Annotated in this window: 24 protein-coding genes; 16 read left to right on the top strand and 8 right to left on the bottom strand. The window is 39.1% G+C overall.

Annotated elements, in window-relative coordinates; genetic code table 11:
- Nucleotides 1-269: 269 nt before the first annotated feature.
- Entirely contained in the window at nt 270-494 is a 225-nt protein-coding gene (locus O5635_RS04850) for a hypothetical protein (RefSeq protein ID WP_036900396.1), read from the top strand.
- Between the two features lie 244 nt (nt 495-738).
- Here O5635_RS04850 and O5635_RS04845 read toward each other — a convergent pair whose 3' ends face one another.
- Complete coding sequence (locus tag O5635_RS04845; protein WP_193741984.1) at nt 739-906, bottom strand: hypothetical protein; 168 nt, start codon at nt 904-906, stop codon at nt 739-741.
- 428 nt (nt 907-1,334) lie between these two features.
- On the opposite strand from O5635_RS04845, the gene O5635_RS09410 reads away from it, so the two are divergent.
- From O5635_RS09410 to O5635_RS04830, 4 genes are all read left to right on the top strand, one after another.
- Nucleotides 1,335-1,442, top strand: coding sequence for a chlorophyll a/b-binding protein (locus O5635_RS09410; protein ID WP_152557248.1), 108 nt, complete (start codon nt 1,335-1,337; stop codon nt 1,440-1,442).
- Nucleotides 1,443-1,475: 33 nt separating this feature from the next.
- Nucleotides 1,476-1,685: a hypothetical protein gene (locus O5635_RS04840; protein WP_036900392.1), complete on the top strand. Its 210-nt coding sequence runs from the start codon at nt 1,476-1,478 to the stop codon at nt 1,683-1,685.
- A 475-nt stretch (nt 1,686-2,160) separates the two neighbouring features.
- Nucleotides 2,161-2,751 carry a response regulator transcription factor gene (locus O5635_RS04835; protein WP_241462913.1) on the top strand — a complete coding sequence of 197 codons (591 nt, stop codon included), beginning with the start codon at nt 2,161-2,163 and terminating at the stop codon, nt 2,749-2,751.
- A gap of 1 nt (nt 2,752) precedes the next feature.
- On the top strand, nt 2,753-4,267 hold the full coding sequence (locus O5635_RS04830; protein WP_036900390.1) for a sensor histidine kinase: 1,515 nt from the start codon (nt 2,753-2,755) through the stop codon (nt 4,265-4,267).
- A 381-nt stretch (nt 4,268-4,648) separates the two neighbouring features.
- Here the strand turns inward: O5635_RS04830 and O5635_RS04825 are convergent, their stop codons facing one another.
- Nucleotides 4,649-5,026, bottom strand: coding sequence for a hypothetical protein (locus O5635_RS04825; protein WP_036900387.1), 378 nt, complete (start codon nt 5,024-5,026; stop codon nt 4,649-4,651).
- A gap of 57 nt (nt 5,027-5,083) precedes the next feature.
- A complete protein-coding gene (locus tag O5635_RS04820; RefSeq protein WP_036900384.1) occupies nt 5,084-5,869 on the bottom strand; it encodes a metal ABC transporter permease in 786 nt (261 codons plus the stop codon).
- Nucleotides 5,870-5,923: 54 nt separating this feature from the next.
- Between O5635_RS04820 and O5635_RS04815 the strand changes: the two genes are divergently transcribed.
- A complete protein-coding gene (locus O5635_RS04815) occupies nt 5,924-6,325 on the top strand; it encodes a Fur family transcriptional regulator (protein WP_052042619.1) in 402 nt (133 codons plus the stop codon).
- 16 nt (nt 6,326-6,341) lie between these two features.
- Here the strand turns inward: O5635_RS04815 and O5635_RS04810 are convergent, their stop codons facing one another.
- Nucleotides 6,342-7,046, bottom strand: coding sequence for an ABC transporter ATP-binding protein (locus O5635_RS04810; RefSeq protein ID WP_036900380.1), 705 nt, complete (start codon nt 7,044-7,046; stop codon nt 6,342-6,344).
- A 96-nt stretch (nt 7,047-7,142) separates the two neighbouring features.
- Between O5635_RS04810 and O5635_RS04805 the strand changes: the two genes are divergently transcribed.
- Genes O5635_RS04805 through O5635_RS04790 form a run of 4 tightly spaced genes read left to right on the top strand, consistent with a single transcriptional unit; the run spans nt 7,143 to nt 11,542 of the window.
- Nucleotides 7,143-8,723: a metal ABC transporter solute-binding protein, Zn/Mn family gene (locus O5635_RS04805; RefSeq protein ID WP_036900377.1), complete on the top strand. Its 1,581-nt coding sequence runs from the start codon at nt 7,143-7,145 to the stop codon at nt 8,721-8,723.
- A 49-nt stretch (nt 8,724-8,772) separates the two neighbouring features.
- Complete coding sequence (locus O5635_RS04800; RefSeq protein ID WP_036900376.1) at nt 8,773-9,105, top strand: hypothetical protein; 333 nt, start codon at nt 8,773-8,775, stop codon at nt 9,103-9,105.
- Nucleotides 9,102-10,484 (top strand): CobW family GTP-binding protein, encoded by a 1,383-nt coding sequence (locus O5635_RS04795; protein WP_036900374.1) that lies wholly within the window; start codon nt 9,102-9,104, stop codon nt 10,482-10,484. The genes O5635_RS04800 and O5635_RS04795 overlap by 4 nt, the downstream gene beginning before the upstream one ends.
- Nucleotides 10,472-11,542 carry a WD40 repeat domain-containing protein gene (locus O5635_RS04790; RefSeq protein ID WP_036900368.1) on the top strand — a complete coding sequence of 357 codons (1,071 nt, stop codon included), beginning with the start codon at nt 10,472-10,474 and terminating at the stop codon, nt 11,540-11,542. The genes O5635_RS04795 and O5635_RS04790 overlap by 13 nt, the downstream gene beginning before the upstream one ends.
- A 118-nt stretch (nt 11,543-11,660) precedes the next feature.
- Here the strand turns inward: O5635_RS04790 and O5635_RS04785 are convergent, their stop codons facing one another.
- The 3 genes from O5635_RS04785 to O5635_RS04775 form a co-directional block, all read right to left on the bottom strand.
- Nucleotides 11,661-12,329, bottom strand: a complete 669-nt coding sequence (locus O5635_RS04785; RefSeq protein ID WP_036900366.1) for a hypothetical protein — start codon at nt 12,327-12,329, stop codon at nt 11,661-11,663.
- Nucleotides 12,330-12,376: 47 nt separating this feature from the next.
- Nucleotides 12,377-12,517: a hypothetical protein gene (locus O5635_RS04780; protein WP_193741988.1), complete on the bottom strand. Its 141-nt coding sequence runs from the start codon at nt 12,515-12,517 to the stop codon at nt 12,377-12,379.
- A gap of 97 nt (nt 12,518-12,614) precedes the next feature.
- Complete coding sequence (locus O5635_RS04775) at nt 12,615-13,901, bottom strand: cytochrome P450 (protein ID WP_081934249.1); 1,287 nt, start codon at nt 13,899-13,901, stop codon at nt 12,615-12,617.
- A 244-nt stretch (nt 13,902-14,145) separates the two neighbouring features.
- Between O5635_RS04775 and O5635_RS04770 the strand changes: the two genes are divergently transcribed.
- The 3 genes from O5635_RS04770 to murA all read left to right on the top strand — a co-directional run bounded on the left by O5635_RS04770 (nt 14,146) and on the right by murA (nt 16,530).
- Nucleotides 14,146-14,310, top strand: coding sequence for a hypothetical protein (locus tag O5635_RS04770; protein ID WP_152557246.1), 165 nt, complete (start codon nt 14,146-14,148; stop codon nt 14,308-14,310).
- 471 nt (nt 14,311-14,781) lie between these two features.
- Nucleotides 14,782-15,114: a hypothetical protein gene (locus tag O5635_RS04765; RefSeq protein WP_036900361.1), complete on the top strand. Its 333-nt coding sequence runs from the start codon at nt 14,782-14,784 to the stop codon at nt 15,112-15,114.
- A 96-nt stretch (nt 15,115-15,210) separates the two neighbouring features.
- Nucleotides 15,211-16,530 carry a UDP-N-acetylglucosamine 1-carboxyvinyltransferase gene (gene murA / locus O5635_RS04760; protein ID WP_152557245.1) on the top strand — a complete coding sequence of 440 codons (1,320 nt, stop codon included), beginning with the start codon at nt 15,211-15,213 and terminating at the stop codon, nt 16,528-16,530.
- 295 nt (nt 16,531-16,825) lie between these two features.
- On the opposite strand, the gene O5635_RS04755 is transcribed toward murA, so the two are convergent.
- On the bottom strand, nt 16,826-17,197 hold the full coding sequence (locus O5635_RS04755; protein WP_072013239.1) for a hypothetical protein: 372 nt from the start codon (nt 17,195-17,197) through the stop codon (nt 16,826-16,828).
- A 97-nt stretch (nt 17,198-17,294) separates the two neighbouring features.
- Here O5635_RS04755 and O5635_RS04750 point away from each other — a divergent pair, with 97 nt between their 5' ends.
- The 3 genes from O5635_RS04750 to O5635_RS04740 all read left to right on the top strand — a co-directional run bounded on the left by O5635_RS04750 (nt 17,295) and on the right by O5635_RS04740 (nt 18,657).
- Complete coding sequence (locus O5635_RS04750; protein ID WP_036900360.1) at nt 17,295-17,573, top strand: DUF3764 family protein; 279 nt, start codon at nt 17,295-17,297, stop codon at nt 17,571-17,573.
- Between the two features lie 247 nt (nt 17,574-17,820).
- Complete coding sequence (locus O5635_RS04745) at nt 17,821-18,213, top strand: DUF3804 family protein (RefSeq protein WP_036900358.1); 393 nt, start codon at nt 17,821-17,823, stop codon at nt 18,211-18,213.
- A gap of 264 nt (nt 18,214-18,477) precedes the next feature.
- Nucleotides 18,478-18,657, top strand: a complete 180-nt coding sequence (locus tag O5635_RS04740) for a hypothetical protein (RefSeq protein ID WP_152557244.1) — start codon at nt 18,478-18,480, stop codon at nt 18,655-18,657.
- The last annotated feature ends 29 nt before the right edge of the window (nt 18,658-18,686 follow it).

Genomic DNA, 18,686 nt, shown 5'->3' with positions numbered 1-18,686 from the left:
ACTACTAGTGTCTATTCTTCAGGTTTTAAAAATGCTTTAATGTCGATAATATCGATGTAGGTATTCGACCCACCGATATTTAATGTCTGGAATCCTTTTTTTTATATTCAAGCCACTTTTGTTTTTAACTCTGAAAAGGTTTTTTAAGAAACAAATGAAAGCATGGATTATTTCAGCTTTGGAATGGTTAGCACTGCAAACAGACAATGATATTGATGATGCAATCGTTAAACGAGTTAAAGTTGCAATGAAGTTAGGGGTTGTCTGACATGTCTTCTCTTCACCACCCTTTATTCCATAGAACAATCAAAGCTTTATTAATGGACGTCCAGGAATCAGGGTATGAACCCCCAACGCTTGAGAATAGAGAGGCGTTTAAGAATGAGCTTCTACAGGAATTAGAGGAAGGAATCTCTCCCATTATTGAACGATGTTGTTATCAGAACCCTTCTGTGAAAAGGGATGAAGAGAAATCAAACCTTCCTAAATGTTGAATGAATCCTTCTCTGACTTTTTAGGAACGAACACAATGTGTGAATATTCTGCCAATGGAGTTCTCTAATTTCTTCTAATTCATCTCAAATGCTAGAGGTACACTCTTCATTAGCCAGTAGTTAGGTTCCTTTGATGCCATGGGATCTCAGCGATATTGCGATGTGTGGATGGTGTGTGGATAGAAGCTTCTAAGGAATGCTTTGTGATTGACTGACAAGAAGAAGCTTCATTTCATGTCTATTTTTACAAGTCATCAAAGGGATGAGGTGAATTTTTCTTCTTAATGTCTATTGGGTTTTTAGTTTTCTTTGAGTGTTTCAAAAGACCTTCGTATGGGTCTAAGAATTCGGAAGCTAAGATCTCTTCGTAAAGGTCATGATTCTTTCCATGAAAGTCTTGATTATCATTCATTGTTTAAAGAGATTCCTTAAGGTTTGATTGATTGACTTTTGCATAAGGCTTATAAGAATTCCTTTGACAAGTAATTGCTGATGGTTGACATTTTTGAAACTCTTTAATAATCGCTTTTCTTATTGCGTAATGCTCTTTCAAATTCCTGGTTCCCATAGTATTAGCTTTGGTTGAAATTAAGATAAAGCTCTATTGATTTATAGATGTATCTAATTTAACAAAAAATATTTTTGACAGTATATATTCTAAAATCCTAATTTATCTAGGGTGAATAAGATCATTTTTATCTTAATTATGTATTGAGGAATACCAAATTCATATTACTCTGCTTTTCCTTGATGTTTTTAAAGAAAAGCATAAATAGATACAGAGAGTTTATTTTTTTATTGTTATGTTCTTAATCAATAAATACTTTTGATTTCCGAGGTATGACTTACTCCAATCTTAAGAAAGCCGAAATCATCAACGGTAGAGTAGCTATGGCTGGTATCATTATCCTGGTATTTGCTTCTTTCTTAGAGTTTTTAACTTCGTAAATACTTGTCTAAAATGATCAATTAAAACTAATTATGATTGAATCAGGGACTAGGGAATGCCACATTTTAATTGAATCAAAGAATCGAATTGAAAGGATTCTTTTTGACTTAAATGGTATTGAAAATATTGATCATATTAGCTCTCAATTGCTTGCTATTCATAATCAGTTAGAAGGTATGCATGAATTATATAGGAGCAAGCGTATCGCTACTGGAAGCTCTCTCGAAAACTTTCGGTTGTAAAAATAGACACACTCCTTCCCCCCTGGTTCTGATATTTTCTTTCGAAATCCAAAGCAAAAAGAAAAGAGTGGATTTGTACTTATTTTTTATTCATTTTTCATAGCAATTTTAGGAATAGTGGTTATCTTTTTCTCATTCGAAGAAGAAGATCAAGTGACTGGGAAAATGATGTCAATACCTCTAAAGAATTAACAAATTTATTTGATTAAAAGCTGAGTTCGGCTGGTATGAATTTATTGATTCCTTTTAATCCCTTTCCACCACGAGAAGCTCACACTTCATTAGCCAGTAGTTAGGTTCCTGTGATGCCATGGGATTTCAGCGATATTGTGATGTGTGGATGGTGTGTGGATGGCTTAACATTCTCACCCCTATTTCTTTATGCTATTTCAATCAAGTTTCTGTTCTCTGCGACGTTAAGGATTAGCTTGAATGCTTTTATGTTTTCAATTATTCTTTTATTTAGACAGTTGTTTTGCCATTGCTTGATGTCTTGATAGTTGAAGATGATCTGATCCTTTTGGATTTTTTAACTCAAGAGGTTTCTAATCAGATCAATGTTTCTGAGAGAGAAGTAAGGAAGGCATCTTCTCTTAAGAGAGCTCGATATTTAATTTCGCAGAAAACACCCGATTGGCTTTTGCTTGATCTTTGCCTTCCAGATGGATCAGGTGTTGAATTAGCCCAGGAGTTTGCTAGAGATAATTTAAACGCAAAAATAATAATACTTACAGCTCAAGCTGATCAATTCGCTGTGCCTGCAGACCTATTAAAAAATGTCTATGCATTACTTAATAAGGCAGATGGCTTGGCTCCTTTGCGGGAAGCAGTATGGGAGATTTGTAGAGAATTTGATAGCACTCTCCCTGACTTAAGCAACCTTACACCAAGACAATTAGAGTTCCTTCATTTGATTGGAGAAGGGCTGGATACGGCGCAAATTTCCAAAAGGTTAGATGTTAGTTTTGCTACAGCTCAGACACATAGGCGGCAAATTACACGAAAATTAGGAATTAAAGGTTCTGCCTTGGTAACTCTTGCAAGGAACCTACCTAAGGTTTCATAAAATGCTGATCAATTATAAATTGAAAAAATTTGTTGATTTAATTTCTATTAATTTAGTTGCAATATCAGCATATTTTTTACTTGCATTATTGGCTAAAGAAGCTTTTGCTTGGCAATCGACAGCTATAACCTTATGGCCAGCATCTGGATTAGCTAATGCATTATTGATATCTCATGGTTGGATAGCTCTGCCTGGTTTAGCAATTGGCAATTTTCTTGGAACAGCTTTTGATCCCAATGCAGGTTTTTCTTTTCAACCATTTATGCTCCCGGTGGCTATTGCGGCTTCAGCTCAAGCAGGGTTTGTTCGATGGATGCTAATCCGTAAGAATCTTTTAAATGACCCTTTAACGCGAATTTCTAGACTAATAACCTTTCTCTTAATTATTGGGCCTGTAGGGAATTGGCCAGCAGCAGCAACATTTTTCTTCTATCGAATTGCTAATGCAGGCAATTTGAACATTACTAATGTCGAATTACTTGATCGAAGTTACCTTAATGGCGCGTTCTTCTGGTGGCTTGGAGACTCTCTTGGCTCCTTGCTGTTATTACCTTTGCTTTTTTTGCTATTGCCATTCAAAAGACCCATATGGCTAGAGCGACGAGCTTATTTGCTTAGACCACTTTTAGCAATGATTGCATTGCTGCTTACGGGGTCATTCATAGAAAGAATCCTATTAGAGCGCATTGATATAACATCTCAAATGTTAGAGCCCATTCAAGCCTTAAGACTTTTATTTACCTTTGCTTGGATTGTTGTTGCTCTTGGTGTTTTGGGATTGATTTTACAAATCTCTGGCAAATATCTAGAGCAAGAAAAACTTTTGAGTCGCTCTCGATTAGCGGGAGATGCAGCAGGAGCAGTGATCCATGAAATTGGACAGCCATTAATTCGATTAAGATTAAGGCTTGAAAATATTGTTAAATGGCATAAAAAAAACTCAAATATTGAAAATAAAGACTTTCCCTTTAATAAAGATATAATGAATGAGGCAGAAAAAAGTCTTACAGAATTAAATGCTGTAGTAGTTAATACTAGATCAATTCAAGACCTAACCTTGGCTGGAATCCGCGATACTAATGCGGCTGATTTAGCAGATGCGATTGCAATGGCATCTGCTCAACTTCGATCAGATTTTGATCGACTTGATCAAGATCTTTCGGTCTTAATCAAAAAAGAATTACCTAAAGTTAGTTCTGGGCAAATCCAGTTACAGGCAGCTATAAGGAATTTACTTTCTAATGCTAGTAAAGCTGCAGGAGAGCATGGAGTTATTCGAATAAAGGTTGGATTGATGTTGGGTCATGTTGTTTGCGAGATAGAAGATACTGGATCGGGGTTTGACCCTTTATTCATGCCTGATGGAAGGAAAAGAATTAAATCTAAAACAGGTGGAATGGGACTTGGTTTAATGATTGTTAGGAGAGTAATAGATGATAATGGCGGCGACATTGAATTCTCTGCATCTAAAGAATTGGGTGGGGCAAAAGTAAATGTTTTCCTTAAGCCCTATTAGAAGAAATTGATAATAGAGGTCGAATTAATTTGACCTTAAGAGGAATACCTCAAAACGGAGATGTTATAAACTATCCACTACTAGAGGTACACTTTTCATTAGCCAGCAGTTAGGTTCCTGTGATGCCATGGGGTCTCAGCGATATTGCAATGTGTGGATGGTGTGTGGATGGATTAATATTCTCACCCTCATTTCTTTATTCTATTTCAATCCAGTTTTGATTACTAACTGAGACCTTTAATATTTTTTCTTGTCTAATTTCATTTGTTTGGTGACTATGACCGTTAACCTGTATGTTTCTCAATCTGAGCCATCATCATCTTCGCACTCATAGTTCAATAGAGATTCTACAGCGTTCTCCTTAGAGTCTTCTTTCTTCTCTTATCTATTAGTTGGGTCACATCTTGGAGTATCAGTTTTTTTATTAAGTCTCTCAACTTTAGATATATCCAAATCAGCCACCTCTAGTCCATACAGATCAGCGATTTTTGTCATAGCTAGACCTTCTGCTCCTGCCCAAGATTCTGCTAAAACTGCCCAAGTTTTCTGGCTAAACTCAACTCCCAAGTTTTCATTGTCGTTTCTTTTCTCGTCCATCTCTAAAACTTTCTTTAACCCCTGGGGACTGAGATGACTTTTGATTCTTAAGAAAATAACTTCCAACATTGAGTAGTAGAACTTTTCCATTGCATTGTTGTAAGCCCATTCAGCATCTTGTTGAGCTTTTTTGGCATGTTTAACAGTGATTTCTTGCTTCATTTGTTTTTTAGACAGTTAAAAGAAATTTTGTATTTAGTTGAGAATAATTGTTTAATACTATTTTTTACTTGGTAGAAATACCAATGAAGCAACACAGAGGACGCTGATAAGAGGTCCAGGTGACAAATTAAAAATAATTGCAAACAAAAAACCTAGGACTGATATTACAAGTCCAAATATTGATGATCTAGCCATGGCTATCAATAAGGATGGGGCTTTTTGTAATCCCAATAAAGTTGGAGTAGAAAGCAAAGCAATGACAAGGATTACTCCTACTGCTGACATTGAGCTAACTATGACCAGCGCAGTTGTAAAACCAAGGGCTAAATTTAAATAATTTACTTTTATGCCACTTGCAACAGCACCCTCAGGGTCTAATCCAGTATGAACAATCTGGTTGTAACTAAAAATTATTAGAAAAATAAACGTAGAAAAAGCAATGAAAGTTCTTAGAAGGTCTCCAGCATTTGCTGTTAGCAAATCTCCAAACAACACAGCTTCTAAATCAATTCTGATACCAAGTAGAGGGATAAGGAGAACACCAAGACCAATTGAACCAGCAAGAATTGTATTCATCACTGCTGCATAGTTTTCCTTTTTATTATTGGCCAAACTGTCTGCAGCTAAAGCCCCCACTAAACCACTGATAACTCCACCAATAGAAGGATCTACACCAAGAGCCATCGCCAAAGCTAATCCTGGTAATACACAATGAGAAATTAAATTAACTTGTAAAAGTCTTTTGTGGGTAATTAATACGGTACCCATTGCAGGGCACAGTAATCCTGTAAAGATTGTTATACAGAGAGGAGTGAACCACCAAATTGTATTGATTAAAGACATGAATCAAATGATTCGTTATGGTCAGTAGAGATCAATGACATCAAGATCTTGCTGATGAATAGGAGCAAGCCTGAAATTACCAAACGTCAAAAGCAATTGCTTCATGAGCTCAACAAATGTGCGGATGAATTGAGTGGTCAAGAATTGTATAGATCTTTGCATGAAGGTGATTTCTCTATGGGGCTGACAACGGTTTATAGGAATTTGCAAGTACTTGTAAAACAGGGCTTAGTTCGCTCTAGACATCTGCCAACAGGTGAAGTCCTTTATGCTCCCGTTGAACGAGACATTCATCATTTAACTTGTGTTAGTTGTGGAGAGACGACACGTCTTGAAGGTTGTCCAGTTAAAACAATGAATCTGCCCAAGAAAACATCTAACGAGTTTGAGCTCTTGTTTCATACGCTTGAATATTTTGGACTTTGCCAGATTTGCTCTAAATCGATGAATGCTTGATGAAATTTTAAGGAGATCAGCCACAGCAGTAGTTTCCTCTCATGCAATTAATTGAATCAAGTTTTTGCTGTACTTCCAGGGGTGAGCCATTAGCTAAGACGGTTTTATCAAGAGCAACAACCTTGTCATAAGCATTTAAAGATGAACCCCAATCGTGGCTGCTAACAAAAAGTGATAATCCCGTATCAGCCAGCTGACGAATGATTAATAAAAAGTCCTCTCTTGCAGGAGGATCTAATGCAGAACAGGGCTCATCAAGAAGCAATATTTTGGCTGGTGACATCAATGTTTTGGCCAGCAATGCTCTTTGTTGCTGACCGCCAGATAATGAATCAAGCCTTCTTTTGGCTAAATGAGATATTCCAACTCGTTGAAGTGCGGCCTCTAGCTCACAACAAGATAATTTTGAATGGTTTACACGGCCTAAAGATACCAATCCTTCAATAGTAATGGGGAAATTCCAGTTCAATTTTCCCCTTTGGGGCATTAGGGCAACTTGGGCTCGATTGTTAACTAACTCATTACCATCAATAGTTATTTTTCCTTTATCAGGCTTGTTATATCCTTGAAGTAAATTTAATAACGTGGACTTTCCTGCACCATTGGGACCAACAAGAGCCGTCAAAGTCCCTGGTCGCAAAGAAACTGAGACCTCTTCTAAAACAGGATTGCTTTCCCTTGAATAAGAATATGTCACATTTTTAGCAATTAAACAGGTCATCAACTAGAGGATTCCCTCATACATAAAATACTAATATACTTGCCATAAGGAATGAAAACCATTATCGTTTTCATTACCATATTAAATCCCTGGATCATGTTGTGTTTTTTGAGGAAGTCTGGTGAAGTAAAAGCATCGATTAACCCAAAATTTTTAAAGAACTCTCTTTTAGCAGGGGCTGTATTTTTCACAGGAATCAATCAGGTTGTTCAAGCTGAAACAAAGCCAATAGTTGCTGTTGAACCATTGGTTTGTGATTTAGTTTCAGCAATTGCGTTACCTTCATCCCCCGTCACTTGTTTGATTGATAGAAAACAAGATGTACATGATGTGAAAATTTCTCCGAGGCAGGCCCAAACTTTAAATAATGCAAGTCAAGTCTTTACTCTTGGGCAAGAGATGACTCCCGCAATGAAAAAATGGCTGAGTAATCCAATAACGGTTGTTGTCGGTGTAAGTGCAATAGAAATTGACGACCATGATGACCACGACGATCATGATGACCACGACGATCATGATGATCATGATGATCACTCATCGGCTAAACAGGACGACCACGACGATCATTCATCTGCTAAACATGACGACCACGACGATCACGACGATCACGATGATCACGACGATCATTCATCTGCTAAACATGATGATCATGGAGATGAAGCCTTTGAATGGGCTGGTGTCTTTGAACTTTCACGAGGAACATACAAATGGTCTTTTGCAAAAGTCGATGGAGACTATGCTGATCCTGCAATGAAAATGGTCATTCTTAAATCTGGGGATATTGAAGCATCAGAAGAACTTGCTGAAGAATTATTAGAGTCCAAAAATTCAGAAGTTAAACGCAATAATGACAAACTTGTTGCACAGGAAAAAGCCTATCTTCTTACATTTAATGAGAGAAAAGACAGCACAACATTCAATGTAGAAATTAAAAAAGCTGGTAAATATGCATTCTTTACTGAGCATATGCCTTTTGAGTTTGAAGCCGATGAACATTTCTTTAAAGATGTTTCAGGCGATGATATTGAACCGATAGCTCAAGTTCCAGATGAAGGCGGTGATCATCATCACCATGATCATGGTGGACTAGATCCCCATATTTGGCACGATCCTCATAACATCATCAAGATGGGGAATGTCATTTCTAAAAATCTCAACACGAAAATTTCATTCTTTGATAGAGAAACTAAAAAAGTTTTAAAAGAAAGAACTCAATCTGTTAATTCTCTTTTAGAAGATTTAGATCAATGGACTCAAAGACAAGTAGCGACAATCCCTTCTAATCAAAGGACGCTAGTTTCTAAGCATAAAGCTATGGAATACTACGGGGATGCTTTTGGTTTGAAAACTATTAGCTTATTAGATTTTCTTGGTCATTCATCTAGCCTTAGGCCTCAGACCATTTCTAAAGTAATCACAGAGCTAAAAGAATCAAATGTACAAGTGATCTTTGCTGAGCAAAACCCTCCTGCAAAGCTATTGAAAAACTTAAGTAGACAAATTTCTACCCCTATAGCAAAACAACAGATTTTTGTTGATGGTTTAATGCCTACAGGAAATACTATTTCTGTCGCTGTTCATAACACATGTACAATCGTTGATTCTTTGGGTGGTTCCTGCAATAAGAAAGCAGGTAATCAACTAGAAAATAGGTGGGATTCATTAACTAAACGTTAATGTAAACATCTTAACCTTCTGTTGAAGCTCACATTCAACTTTAACTAAAATGTCTAAAGCTAAAGGTTTAGAAACTTACAAAAAATACTGGGAAGGTCAAGCAAGTTTCATGGATCAATCACCATGGAACCAGCAAAAAATCTTAAAGTTAACTCTAACAAATGATTTTGAGAAAAATATTCAAGAACTTGGATTTTCTAATCACTCTCTTGCAAGAGAAGGTGGAAAATTAACTTTACGCTTAAAGGTTCCCTACAACTACTCTGAGCTTGATGATTTTAAGGAAAAGGCTATCGAACTATTGGACATCGATAAAAATTACTTAATCGATATGAGCTTGACCAATTCTAATTGTACTAAAGACTTAACCAAAGCAAAATGACCGTCGAACAAAAAGTACCTGTCACCATCCTGACGGGCTTCCTAGGCTCTGGGAAAACCACTCTCCTTAATCGGATTCTGAGTGAAGAACACGGTAAACGAATCGCTGTAATCGAAAATGAATATGGTGAAGTCGGTATTGATCAGGGTCTGGTCATTAATGCTGATGAAGAAGTCTTTGAAATGTCCAATGGGTGCATTTGTTGCACCGTTCGTGGAGATCTGATTCGCGTATTGGGCAACCTCATGAAGCGACGAGATAAATTCGACTATGTGTTGGTTGAGACAACAGGACTTGCTGATCCTGGCCCTGTTGCTCAGACATTTTTTATGGATGATGAAATCCGTAATGAATTTTCTCTTGATGGCATTGTTACTCTCGTTGATGCGGCTCATATTGATCAGCAACTCGGTCGCAGTGATGAAAGTTCTGAGCAGGTTGCATTCGCAGATGTCCTGGTCTTAAATAAAACGGACTTAGTCTCTGATGAATCTCTCGATATTATTGAATCACGACTACGAGATATGAACCGTATGGCGCGTGTTGTGCGTAGCAAGCAAGCGGAGGTGTCTATTGATACTGTTCTAAACCTGAGTGCTTTTGATCTAGATCAGGTGTTAAAGCGTCGCCCCACTTTCCTTGAGCCAGAATATCCATTCGAGTGGACAGGTGTCTTTTCTCTTGAGAAAGGTCGTCATGAACTTAGTCTCGAAGAAGGCCCTGATCCCACTATGTCACTTGTAGTCCTGGAAGATCAGGGGATTGACGAAGCAGCTCTTAATGCTGGTGCTGAATCTTGCGTAAGACTTTATTCTAACTCTGCAGAACTTCTTCATCCGGGAAGCACAGTCCCAATTGAAAAACATGTCAGTCTTCAGCTTCAGTCTAATGGGCGTAAATCTTTCTTTTTAGAACTTGATAACCCTACTCATATTGGGCTGTTCACCCAGCACACAGCAGAGGAATTTGATATCAAAGTATCCCGGATTGATACTTTAATTGCTAAAACTGAAAGTGATGGCAAAAATGATGCTTTGGTCCAACCTGAAACTGAGCGGACTTGGGTAGCAGAGCATGAACATGATGATGAAGTTGGCTCAATTGCTATTGAGCGAATAGGTGATGTCGATCCAGAAAAACTCAATAACTGGTTGAGTCGACTCCTGTCAGAAAAAGGTGTAGATATATTTAGGACAAAAGGGTTTATAAGTTATGCGGGTGAATCCAGGCGAATGGTTTTTCAAGGGGTTCATATGCTCTTCACTGCTCAGCCCGATAAAGAATGGGGGAATGAACCTCGCCATAATCAATTAGTGTTTATCGGTCGAAATCTTGATGAAGAAGAAATGTGTCGGGAGTTCGACAAGTGCCTGGTGTAGAAGGATTCCCCCCCCAGGGGATGCTTCACGAGGGCTGGAGTGCTGAAGTTGAAGACTATGTCATGGTTTGTGGGTGGATCTTAGGTGGCAAAGCACTCTTAGCAGGTGATGTTGCAGGTGGACTTTATTTATTTGAGGGTAAATCTGGAACCCTCCTTTGGCAGAAAAAAGAGGTCCATAAAGGAGGCCTACTCGCATTGTCTATACACCCAGATGGAGATGCTTTTGCAACTTCAGGACAGGATGGACGTGTTCTTATTTGGAATAGCGAGGAAGGTGAGCCAACTAACGTAATAGAGCTTGGAGACGGTTGGATCGAACACCTGAGATGGTCATCAGATGGACGTTTCTTGGCTGTAGTCTTTTCTCGCAGAGTGCATGTATATGGGATTGATGGCCACGAGCATTGGCAATCAAGAGAACACCCAAGCACTGTTAGCTCGATCGCTTGGTCAAAGTCGAATGAATTAGCAACAACATGCTATGGCCAAGTAACTTTTTTTGATGTAGTTCGTGATGAGGTTAATCAAAAGTTTGAATGGAAAGGCTCACTTGTTTCTATGGCTCTTAGCCCTGACGGTGATGTTGTAGCCTGTGGCAGTCAAGATAATTCTGTTCATTTCTGGCGTCGCTCAACGAACGAAGACTCAGAGATGACTGGTTATCCAGGCAAGCCAAGTCAATTATCTTTTGACCAAACCGGTAGACTCCTTGCTACTGGAGGAAGTGATGTCATAACAGTTTGGAGCTTTGAAGGCAAGGGCCCTGAAGGCACTGTCCCTGGACAATTATCTCTTCATGCTGAATCGATTTCTAGTCTTGCTTTTTCAAATCAGGGAATGCTTCTTGCTTCAGGAGCTAGAGATGGTTCAGTTCTTGTTTGGTTTCTCAAGAGTAATGGTGATGGTGACCCACTTGGTGGAGCATTCGCAGGAGAGCTTGTCTCCGCAATTGCCTGGCGACCTGATGACTGTGCTTTGGCAGCAGTAAATTCAAAAGGAGGCATTAACGTTTGGAATTTTAAAATGCGTACTAAATCTTCCCCTAAAGGGTTCTGAAAACATTAAGCTCACACTTCATTAGCCAATATCATTGAATTTATATCAAGAGGTTTAGGTGGAAATGGGAGAGTTAACAGAAGCTGTTTGTCAAGGCTCGCTCTTGTGCGCATCCTCACTAAGTTAGTTGATCCATTGTTGTTTTCTCTCCAATGAATGTATTCAGATTATCTGGTGGTAGCCAACTTCTATTAGCCCCATTCTTAAAGGCAAAGCGTAGGAATTCCGCTGCGTATTGTATCCGTAGTCGCCGGCTTGCTGAGCCAGGCTCCCCTCCATGACGTTCAACAAGGGTTTTTAAAACCGAGTAGCCACCTGATACAGAAATGTCGTCAGTGATGATAATCAATGTGCGGGCAATAGGAGTTCGGTAGTTTCGGTTCCACACTCGTGATCCTTTTTTCCCATTACTTGTTTTATGTGATTTGAATTTTCTAGCTAGTTGTTCCCAGTCGAGAGCACCACTTAATCCAGATTTGTTCTTTTGTTTCACTAGTTCATATGCTTCAGCCAAACCTTTCCCTTGAGATTTCATTATTGCCGAAATGTCTGTGGAGATTTTCAATATCCATCCTGCACTTGTTCCTACCCATGGAACAAAATCTGGATCGCTCTTAGCCTTTGGGCCAAGAACAATGCTGGTTCGATTGCCACTCTCCAAACGAACTGTCAGCTGAACCTTTTGAACAAGACCTTTCCCTATGCCGCGCACCATCCACCCTTCGCCACATTTCTGTCGAATTTCTTCGCGCAGGGAGGTAATCCATTTTGAAGGCTTATTAGGCATTATTTTTTATTGAATAGTAAGACAGGAGAAGTGGTACAGGTCTGTCATTACCCATCCAACCTTTCTGCATAGTCTCTTAAAACCTCTGCCATTTTGTGTGGTGGAATTTCCTGCTGATAGTTCTTACATAAATCAAAAAACTTGTCTAGAAAGTCCTTCATAGGATTTGGTCTCTTTTCTTTAGTCATTTAGAACCTCAAAAGTGTGAACAGAACTTGTTGATGTTTTCTAATCCATTTTTACTTTTCCCAATCCTTTTTACCATTTATTGGGCATGCTTATTGATCACACTTTTACCTTTACTAATAACCCATCACGAGGAGATGGGCTGGGAATCTGCCTCAAGCTGAGGTCTTGATCCTGGACAACCTCAAGTTGTAATTTGCGAAACAACCCAACCACCATCAGTCGAATCTCAAGTTCAGCTAATGATTTTCCAAGGCATACACGTTCGCCTCCGCCGAAAGGCATCAAGTGTAAAGAACATTCATTCTCTAGGTGACGTTGTGGTCGAAAGACGTCTAGGTCATCAATCCCATGACGGTTAGAAGCAATTAAAGCTACTTGCACTACACGATTACTAGGCACAATAATGTTATCTAAGACTAAGGATTGCTTGGTGCGGCGGAAAAAACCACCTACTGGTGGAGTGAAGCGCATCACTTCTTTTACGAGGGCATCGAGTCTTGGAGCATTTGCAGGACCGTAGACTATAGCTGCCTGCTCAGGAGTAGGAGGCCAGACCAGAGTATCTATCTCTTCACGAAGCCATGTTTCTATTTGGGGGTTAAGAAGTAATTCACGCATTAGGCAACTTAGTGCAGAAGCTGTGGTTTCATATCCAGCAAATAACAGTAGTAGTAGTTGTTCCCCCAAATCTTCATCCGCGAAAGGAATGCCTGTTTCATCAAGACCTCCTGCTAGTAAATCCAAGCCACCTTTGCCTTTGATAGGCTTCCTAAGTATTTCTTGAAGTTGTTCCAGTAAACGTTTTCTTGCCTTGAGAGCTTTAGCAAAGGGACTGCCTGGAAGATCTATGGGGATTGAGAAGAGAGCCTTGGTCCATATCTCGAAATCAGAAAATAACTTGTCACGATCATTACCCTCCAGACCAAGAACAGTTGTAGCGATAACGGAAAAAGCGAAACGTCGCATTTTCTTGGCTAAAGGGAGAGGGACTGTTGCAGTGTTTAGTTCTTCGCCGAGCTCATCAATTAAGTTGATAATACCTGGGCTATAGCGTTCAAGTGCTGAAGATGAGAATAATTGGGCTACCATCCTTCTTCTTGCTTTATGAGCTGCTCCGTTCCGGTTTGCGAGTGAATGTCTACCTAAAAGTTGCTGAACACTCTTCGGCCACCAAACTTCAATTGCCTCTGGCTGAGATAACAAATCAGCAATGGCTTTGTCCCCCTGAATGAACACCATGGGCTGTAGAAGCATTGATGTCGCAAAGACATTCCCAAGCTGATCAAATCGTCTTCGAGCGAAGTTAGGGTCGCGAAAAAATTCCAGAGCCTCAAGAATCCCAGTTAGGGCACCCGTAGTTGGTAGAGGGCGCAATTTAGGCATAGTCATCAATCATTGGACATTGGATCTGATGGACCCACGGTCCATAAAGTTCAAGTGCTTTCAAGGGAAATCCCTTAGGTCCCTACCATAAAAAAGGATCTGAATTTAGGCTTGGGTTTTATTAACCAGTAGTTAGGGATCTTTTGATGCCATACTTTTTTAGCGAAATGACTTTTTCCCTTGAATGTACAATTAATGAGCCTAGCGATCTAATTTACTACTGATTGCTTCTATTATTTTTTATATGGAAACATCTAAATGGAAGCCTTCAGAAAAAGAGAGAGAAGTGATGGAGGTGGTGTGGATGCAAGTTAAAGGAGCATGTGAGAAGTTAAAAGAAGAGACCAACGCTGGAGACGAGCACGTCCGCAAGATGCTTGAAGAAATGGCTAGTCGTTATTACTTATGAATGAATTGCAACGGGCCAAGAGATCTTTCTTTTTATGACGAGTGGGAAACATCAATTCATTTTACGGGAGATTGGTTTAACTTGACTCATTATTTGTAAGTATCAAAAAGAGGGTTTATTCCTAGTTATGAATAAAGTTTTTGTTATTCATAACCAACAGCTCTCTTCTGATAGGAATATCTTTATTCAGAATAAGAAACTCTAGACTTAAGATGGCTTTAGCCACATCTTTATTTTTGCTCACCCAAGCTCTTGGCTTGAGAAATCCAAGAGGATAAGATCATCTTCGACAATTAATACGTCCAACAAAATAATAATTCCATGCACTTCATAAGACGTTTTTCCCAAAAAACCTTAAGAGAAAACTAAAACTTCGCAATAAGTTTATATTTAAGTGGTAGAGTTTGGGTATGGGGACTACCCAGGAATGGGTATTTAAAAATACGTTATCTACTAGCTCTTGTAGGCAGAATGGCTTATTTCCAGTATTTCAGTGAGGTGGCGAGCGATTGCTTGATGGGCAGTTTGCAAAATGTTCTTGAAGAAGTTGGCTTACGTATTTCTACAGAATTCAGTACGCATGCGCAGATATTCGCTCAAGAAAGTGTTGGCAGTTTAGGTTATAAATCAAAAGTAAACGTTTTGATTTCCTGGAGTGATAAGAGAAAAAGAGAATGTTCTGTTGAGGTTAGAAGTGATGAGCCTTACTTAAAAAGAGGTACCCGTTGTGAAAATATTACTGGTCAATTGCGCAAGCTTTTGCCACCTAAAGACACGTCAAATCAATTAATCACTACATCATAGGTGTGATATATAAAAATTATCTATTGAACCTGAATATCTGGGCAAGGAACTGTTCAACCTTACAGCTTGCCCCTCATTTTTAATATCGCTAATACAGTGACTTTTAACGATAATCATTTACCTAGATATTGGCAAATTCTAGGCAGACAAAAATTATCTGGTCATATTAGAGTTAGTGGAGCTAAGAACTCTGCCTTGGTTCTCATGGCTGCAGCTTTGCTAACAGATAGATGTGTATGCCTGTCTAATGTACCTCGTCTAGCTGATGTTGATGCTATGTCTCAGCTGTTCGTTTCGATTGGCATAATGATGAGACGTAACCAAAGTAAATTAGAGATAAGAACCAGTGGCATGAATCTTATCTCAAAGAGCTTACCTCGCGATATTTTTCATTCCCTTAGAGCTAGTTTTTTTTGCATAGGGCCTCTTCTTACGAGGCTTGGGGAAGTCCAAATCCCATTACCTGGTGGTTGTCAAATAGGGGCAAGACCTATTGATGAGCATATTCAAGGTTTGAGGTCTTTAGGAGCACGAGTTGAAATTGAGAATGATTATGTTGTTGCAAAGGTGATGACACCTCAAAAGAGATTAATAGGTGCACGCATTAAATTCCGATGTAAGAGTGTTGGAGCTACCGAAACCCTATTGATGGCAGCTACTCTTGCTTCGGGAATGACAATTCTTGAGAACGCAGCACACGAACCTGAAATTCAAGATTTAGCACGGATGCTGAACGCGATGGGTGCCATCATTAAAGGTGCAGGAACTTCGCGGATAACTATTGAAGGTGTTGAGCGACTCAGTGGATGCAGTCATTCAGTAATGCCAGACCGTATAGAGGCTGGAACATTTCTCATGGCAGCAGCAATTACACGTTCTCCCTTGACGATCTCTCCTGTTATTCCGCAACACTTAGAGACAGTGATTTTAAAGTTGCAAGAATGTGGCTGTTTAATCGAATTCTCGGGTAAAACTCTTAGCATCATCCCAAGGAAAAATCTTAAAGCAGTTGATATAACAACAAGTCCTTATCCAGGATTTCCGACGGATCTCCAAGCCCCTTTTATGGCAGTGATGACTACGGCGAAGGGGACTTCAAAAATTGAAGAAACTGTCTTTGAAAACAGAATGCAGCATGTAGGCGAATTGCAGAGAATGGGAGCAAAGATTTTGTTGGACGGAAATACTGCCTTTGTTATAGGGGATAACAATTTAACAGCAACTTCAATTACAGGAGGTGATTTAAGATCTTGCGCTGCAATGGTGTTAGCAAGCCTTGCTGCAAATGGAACAAGTATTGTGCAGGGCTTGGCACACCTTGATAGAGGCTATGAAGACTTGGCAGAAAAACTCAATGCAGTTGGAGCAAATATTTCAGCAACTTATCCAATCCCTACGGCTAGTCATGATGTGTGAGTTCGGTAAAAAGTTCGAAAGACTGAACTAGATTTAGCCATTTTGAGTTAGGGATGTTTTTTATTTGGCATGCTGTGAACTGGACATAGCCTTTCCTTTGAACACAAAAGATTGACCTCTTGTAAACCATTGTTTGGATAGAGAGAATTCACCTCAAATAAAAGATGAGATTTGTCGGAAACAAAAAGAAGATCTTTATGAATTCAAGGAAGTTAGTGGAGATATATAGCTTATATATTCAGTCAATAAATGTTTTCACAAACAGTTTGAAGACTAGATCGTGAGTTTTCGCTATTTAATCATCAAACATTCCACCTACTGAGAGTTCTTTTCTTACTTCTGGTGATGGATATTGCTTGTAATACAAGACCATCCCACCAGTTACAGCTATTGCAACCAGTATCCAAGTAATTACTAATTTTCTTCTATTCGGAGCCTTTGGCTTCGTTGTTGTCGGCTTGGTTAGCATCTCAGGTAAGAAACTAGTCACTTGGATTAGTTCCCAGATCTCATCTTGGTCATAAGAAGTCAAATCTTTCCCTGGTATCCCACTTCCTTCTTGTAATTTCTCGGCTTTCATTTTTTCCCTAATCAAAGCTTTTCTCTCATCGCTAGACATTGCCTTGAAGCGTGCTCTCCTTTCTTCATTGCTCTCTTTAATTGCCATATCTATTGTTTGCTTTTGTCAGTGGAGCCTGAAGAAATGCCGCTGATGAAGAAATTTGATTTGAAAAGTGCAATCCTAATGTAATTGCTATTTTTTGATGACACTGGAAACGACTGTTGTTACTTTCAAACTTAATGGAACTTTTAGGGAGTGGTCAGCCATTTTTGATAGTGATGAAGCTAATCGAAGACATGCTGAGTACGGGATTAAGCCTCTATATAGAGGAGTGAACAAGGAAGACCCTCAGAAGGTAATTGTCATTCATCAGCATCATGAAGGGGGGTTAGATAAGTTTCTTGCAGCTAATGGTGAATGGATCTCTACTCATGATGTTGAGATGACCAGCCTTGAGCAGTCAACTTGGATTGTTGATTAGTTGCTTATCACTATTGGAGGCAATTTCAAAAGAGGTGTTTTTACTCTTGGCGTGTTGTGGTTGTTTTCGCTATTACTGAAAAAGGAGTCCAAGCTTGCTGAGTGAAAATAAGAGCTGGACTCAAAGGGGGACATCGAAATACGTCCCCCTTCTTCATGCCTAAAATGTCATTACGTGATCCTCTTTGTCAAAATATACAGACTGATTTCTCGCGGTATGAGATTCTTTAAAGACAACGCTTAAAACATTGCCTTCAGGTTCTCAGCACATAGAAGCTCTTATAAAAGGTTTTGCAAATCGAGCCGAAAATAAGTCTTTTTTGATCTCTAATGTTACAGATGACTTCTTGGCTATTAGGCCAAGTGGGAACCCTATTACTGCAGAAGCTCTTGTTGGAATGTATAGCAACGCAGATTTGCTTGTTGAGCTTTCTGAATTAGTAAAGATTCACCGATTAGAAGTGAATTCAGACTGGGGCTTTGCAGCTTTTACTTTGAAAGAAGCATTTAGTTTTAAAGGTCAGCAAAATAATGATTTATCAAGTTATTCAATGATTTTCAAGAAAATAGATCAAACATGGAAAATTGCTTGGATGCAAAGGTCATCCGGCACTACTGATCTTTCTACTTGGAATTTATAATCTGTGGCCAGGTCCATTGAGAAAGTATTGCTATCTCAGCAAGCTTTTATCTAATCAGCAGCGAGTCTTGATAGGTGGTTCTTAAAGCTGCTTACCGGGATCAAAACAACAAATGAATACTTAAGGCATTTTGAATTAAGCATTTCCCCCTAAGGCTTATTTTTGGTATCTGTTGCTACACTTTTAGAACGTTCGTCCCTCCCCCCTCTGTTGGGATGCATGTATTGGCAACAGGGAACGGGGTTGCCATTTTGGAGCAATGTAATGAACTCTCTTCCCTTAATCCGCTCTCACCTGAAAAGAGCTCAACGTTTGCATAGAGCACAGTTGATTTCGACTGCTAATGGAAGTAAGTACCACGATCAGTCGATATTAAATGCCAACAGTGCTGCAAGGAAAAGGAAAGCTAGGCGTTTGCATAATGCTCAGTTAATGTCGTTTTAAGGCTTTGAATGGATTTCTTCTCTCAAGAC

It is taken from the genome of Prochlorococcus marinus str. MIT 0919, from assembly GCF_027359375.1.
GTDB lineage: Bacteria > Cyanobacteriota > Cyanobacteriia > PCC-6307 > Cyanobiaceae > Prochlorococcus_D.
Note: the sequence above shows the minus strand (reverse complement) of the source record. Positions and strands in the feature narration are given on the sequence as shown.

Bases quoted from the DNA above. Each gene is read 5' to 3' on its own strand.
- O5635_RS04850 (WP_036900396.1), top strand. From the start codon at position 270: ATGTCTTCTCTTCACCACCCTTTATTCCATAGAACAATCAAAGCTTTA.
- O5635_RS04845 (WP_193741984.1), bottom strand. From the start codon at position 906: ATGAATGATAATCAAGACTTTCATGGAAAGAATCATGACCTTTACGAA.
- O5635_RS09410 (WP_152557248.1), top strand. From the start codon at position 1,335: ATGACTTACTCCAATCTTAAGAAAGCCGAAATCATCAACGGTAGAGTA.
- O5635_RS04840 (WP_036900392.1), top strand. From the start codon at position 1,476: ATGATTGAATCAGGGACTAGGGAATGCCACATTTTAATTGAATCAAAG.
- O5635_RS04830 (WP_036900390.1), top strand. From the start codon at position 2,753: ATGCTGATCAATTATAAATTGAAAAAATTTGTTGATTTAATTTCTATT.
- O5635_RS04825 (WP_036900387.1), bottom strand. From the start codon at position 5,026: ATGAAGCAAGAAATCACTGTTAAACATGCCAAAAAAGCTCAACAAGAT.
- O5635_RS04820 (WP_036900384.1), bottom strand. From the start codon at position 5,869: ATGTCTTTAATCAATACAATTTGGTGGTTCACTCCTCTCTGTATAACA.
- O5635_RS04815 (WP_052042619.1), top strand. From the start codon at position 5,924: ATGAATAGGAGCAAGCCTGAAATTACCAAACGTCAAAAGCAATTGCTT.
- O5635_RS04810 (WP_036900380.1), bottom strand. From the start codon at position 7,046: ATGACCTGTTTAATTGCTAAAAATGTGACATATTCTTATTCAAGGGAA.
- O5635_RS04805 (WP_036900377.1), top strand. From the start codon at position 7,143: ATGTTGTGTTTTTTGAGGAAGTCTGGTGAAGTAAAAGCATCGATTAAC.
- O5635_RS04800 (WP_036900376.1), top strand. From the start codon at position 8,773: ATGTCTAAAGCTAAAGGTTTAGAAACTTACAAAAAATACTGGGAAGGT.
- O5635_RS04795 (WP_036900374.1), top strand. From the start codon at position 9,102: ATGACCGTCGAACAAAAAGTACCTGTCACCATCCTGACGGGCTTCCTA.
- O5635_RS04785 (WP_036900366.1), bottom strand. From the start codon at position 12,329: ATGCCTAATAAGCCTTCAAAATGGATTACCTCCCTGCGCGAAGAAATT.
- O5635_RS04780 (WP_193741988.1), bottom strand. From the start codon at position 12,517: ATGACTAAAGAAAAGAGACCAAATCCTATGAAGGACTTTCTAGACAAG.
- O5635_RS04775 (WP_081934249.1), bottom strand. From the start codon at position 13,901: ATGCCTAAATTGCGCCCTCTACCAACTACGGGTGCCCTAACTGGGATT.
- O5635_RS04770 (WP_152557246.1), top strand. From the start codon at position 14,146: ATGGAAACATCTAAATGGAAGCCTTCAGAAAAAGAGAGAGAAGTGATG.
- O5635_RS04765 (WP_036900361.1), top strand. From the start codon at position 14,782: ATGGCTTATTTCCAGTATTTCAGTGAGGTGGCGAGCGATTGCTTGATG.
- O5635_RS04755 (WP_072013239.1), bottom strand. From the start codon at position 17,197: ATGGCAATTAAAGAGAGCAATGAAGAAAGGAGAGCACGCTTCAAGGCA.
- O5635_RS04750 (WP_036900360.1), top strand. From the start codon at position 17,295: ATGACACTGGAAACGACTGTTGTTACTTTCAAACTTAATGGAACTTTT.
- O5635_RS04740 (WP_152557244.1), top strand. From the start codon at position 18,478: ATGAACTCTCTTCCCTTAATCCGCTCTCACCTGAAAAGAGCTCAACGT.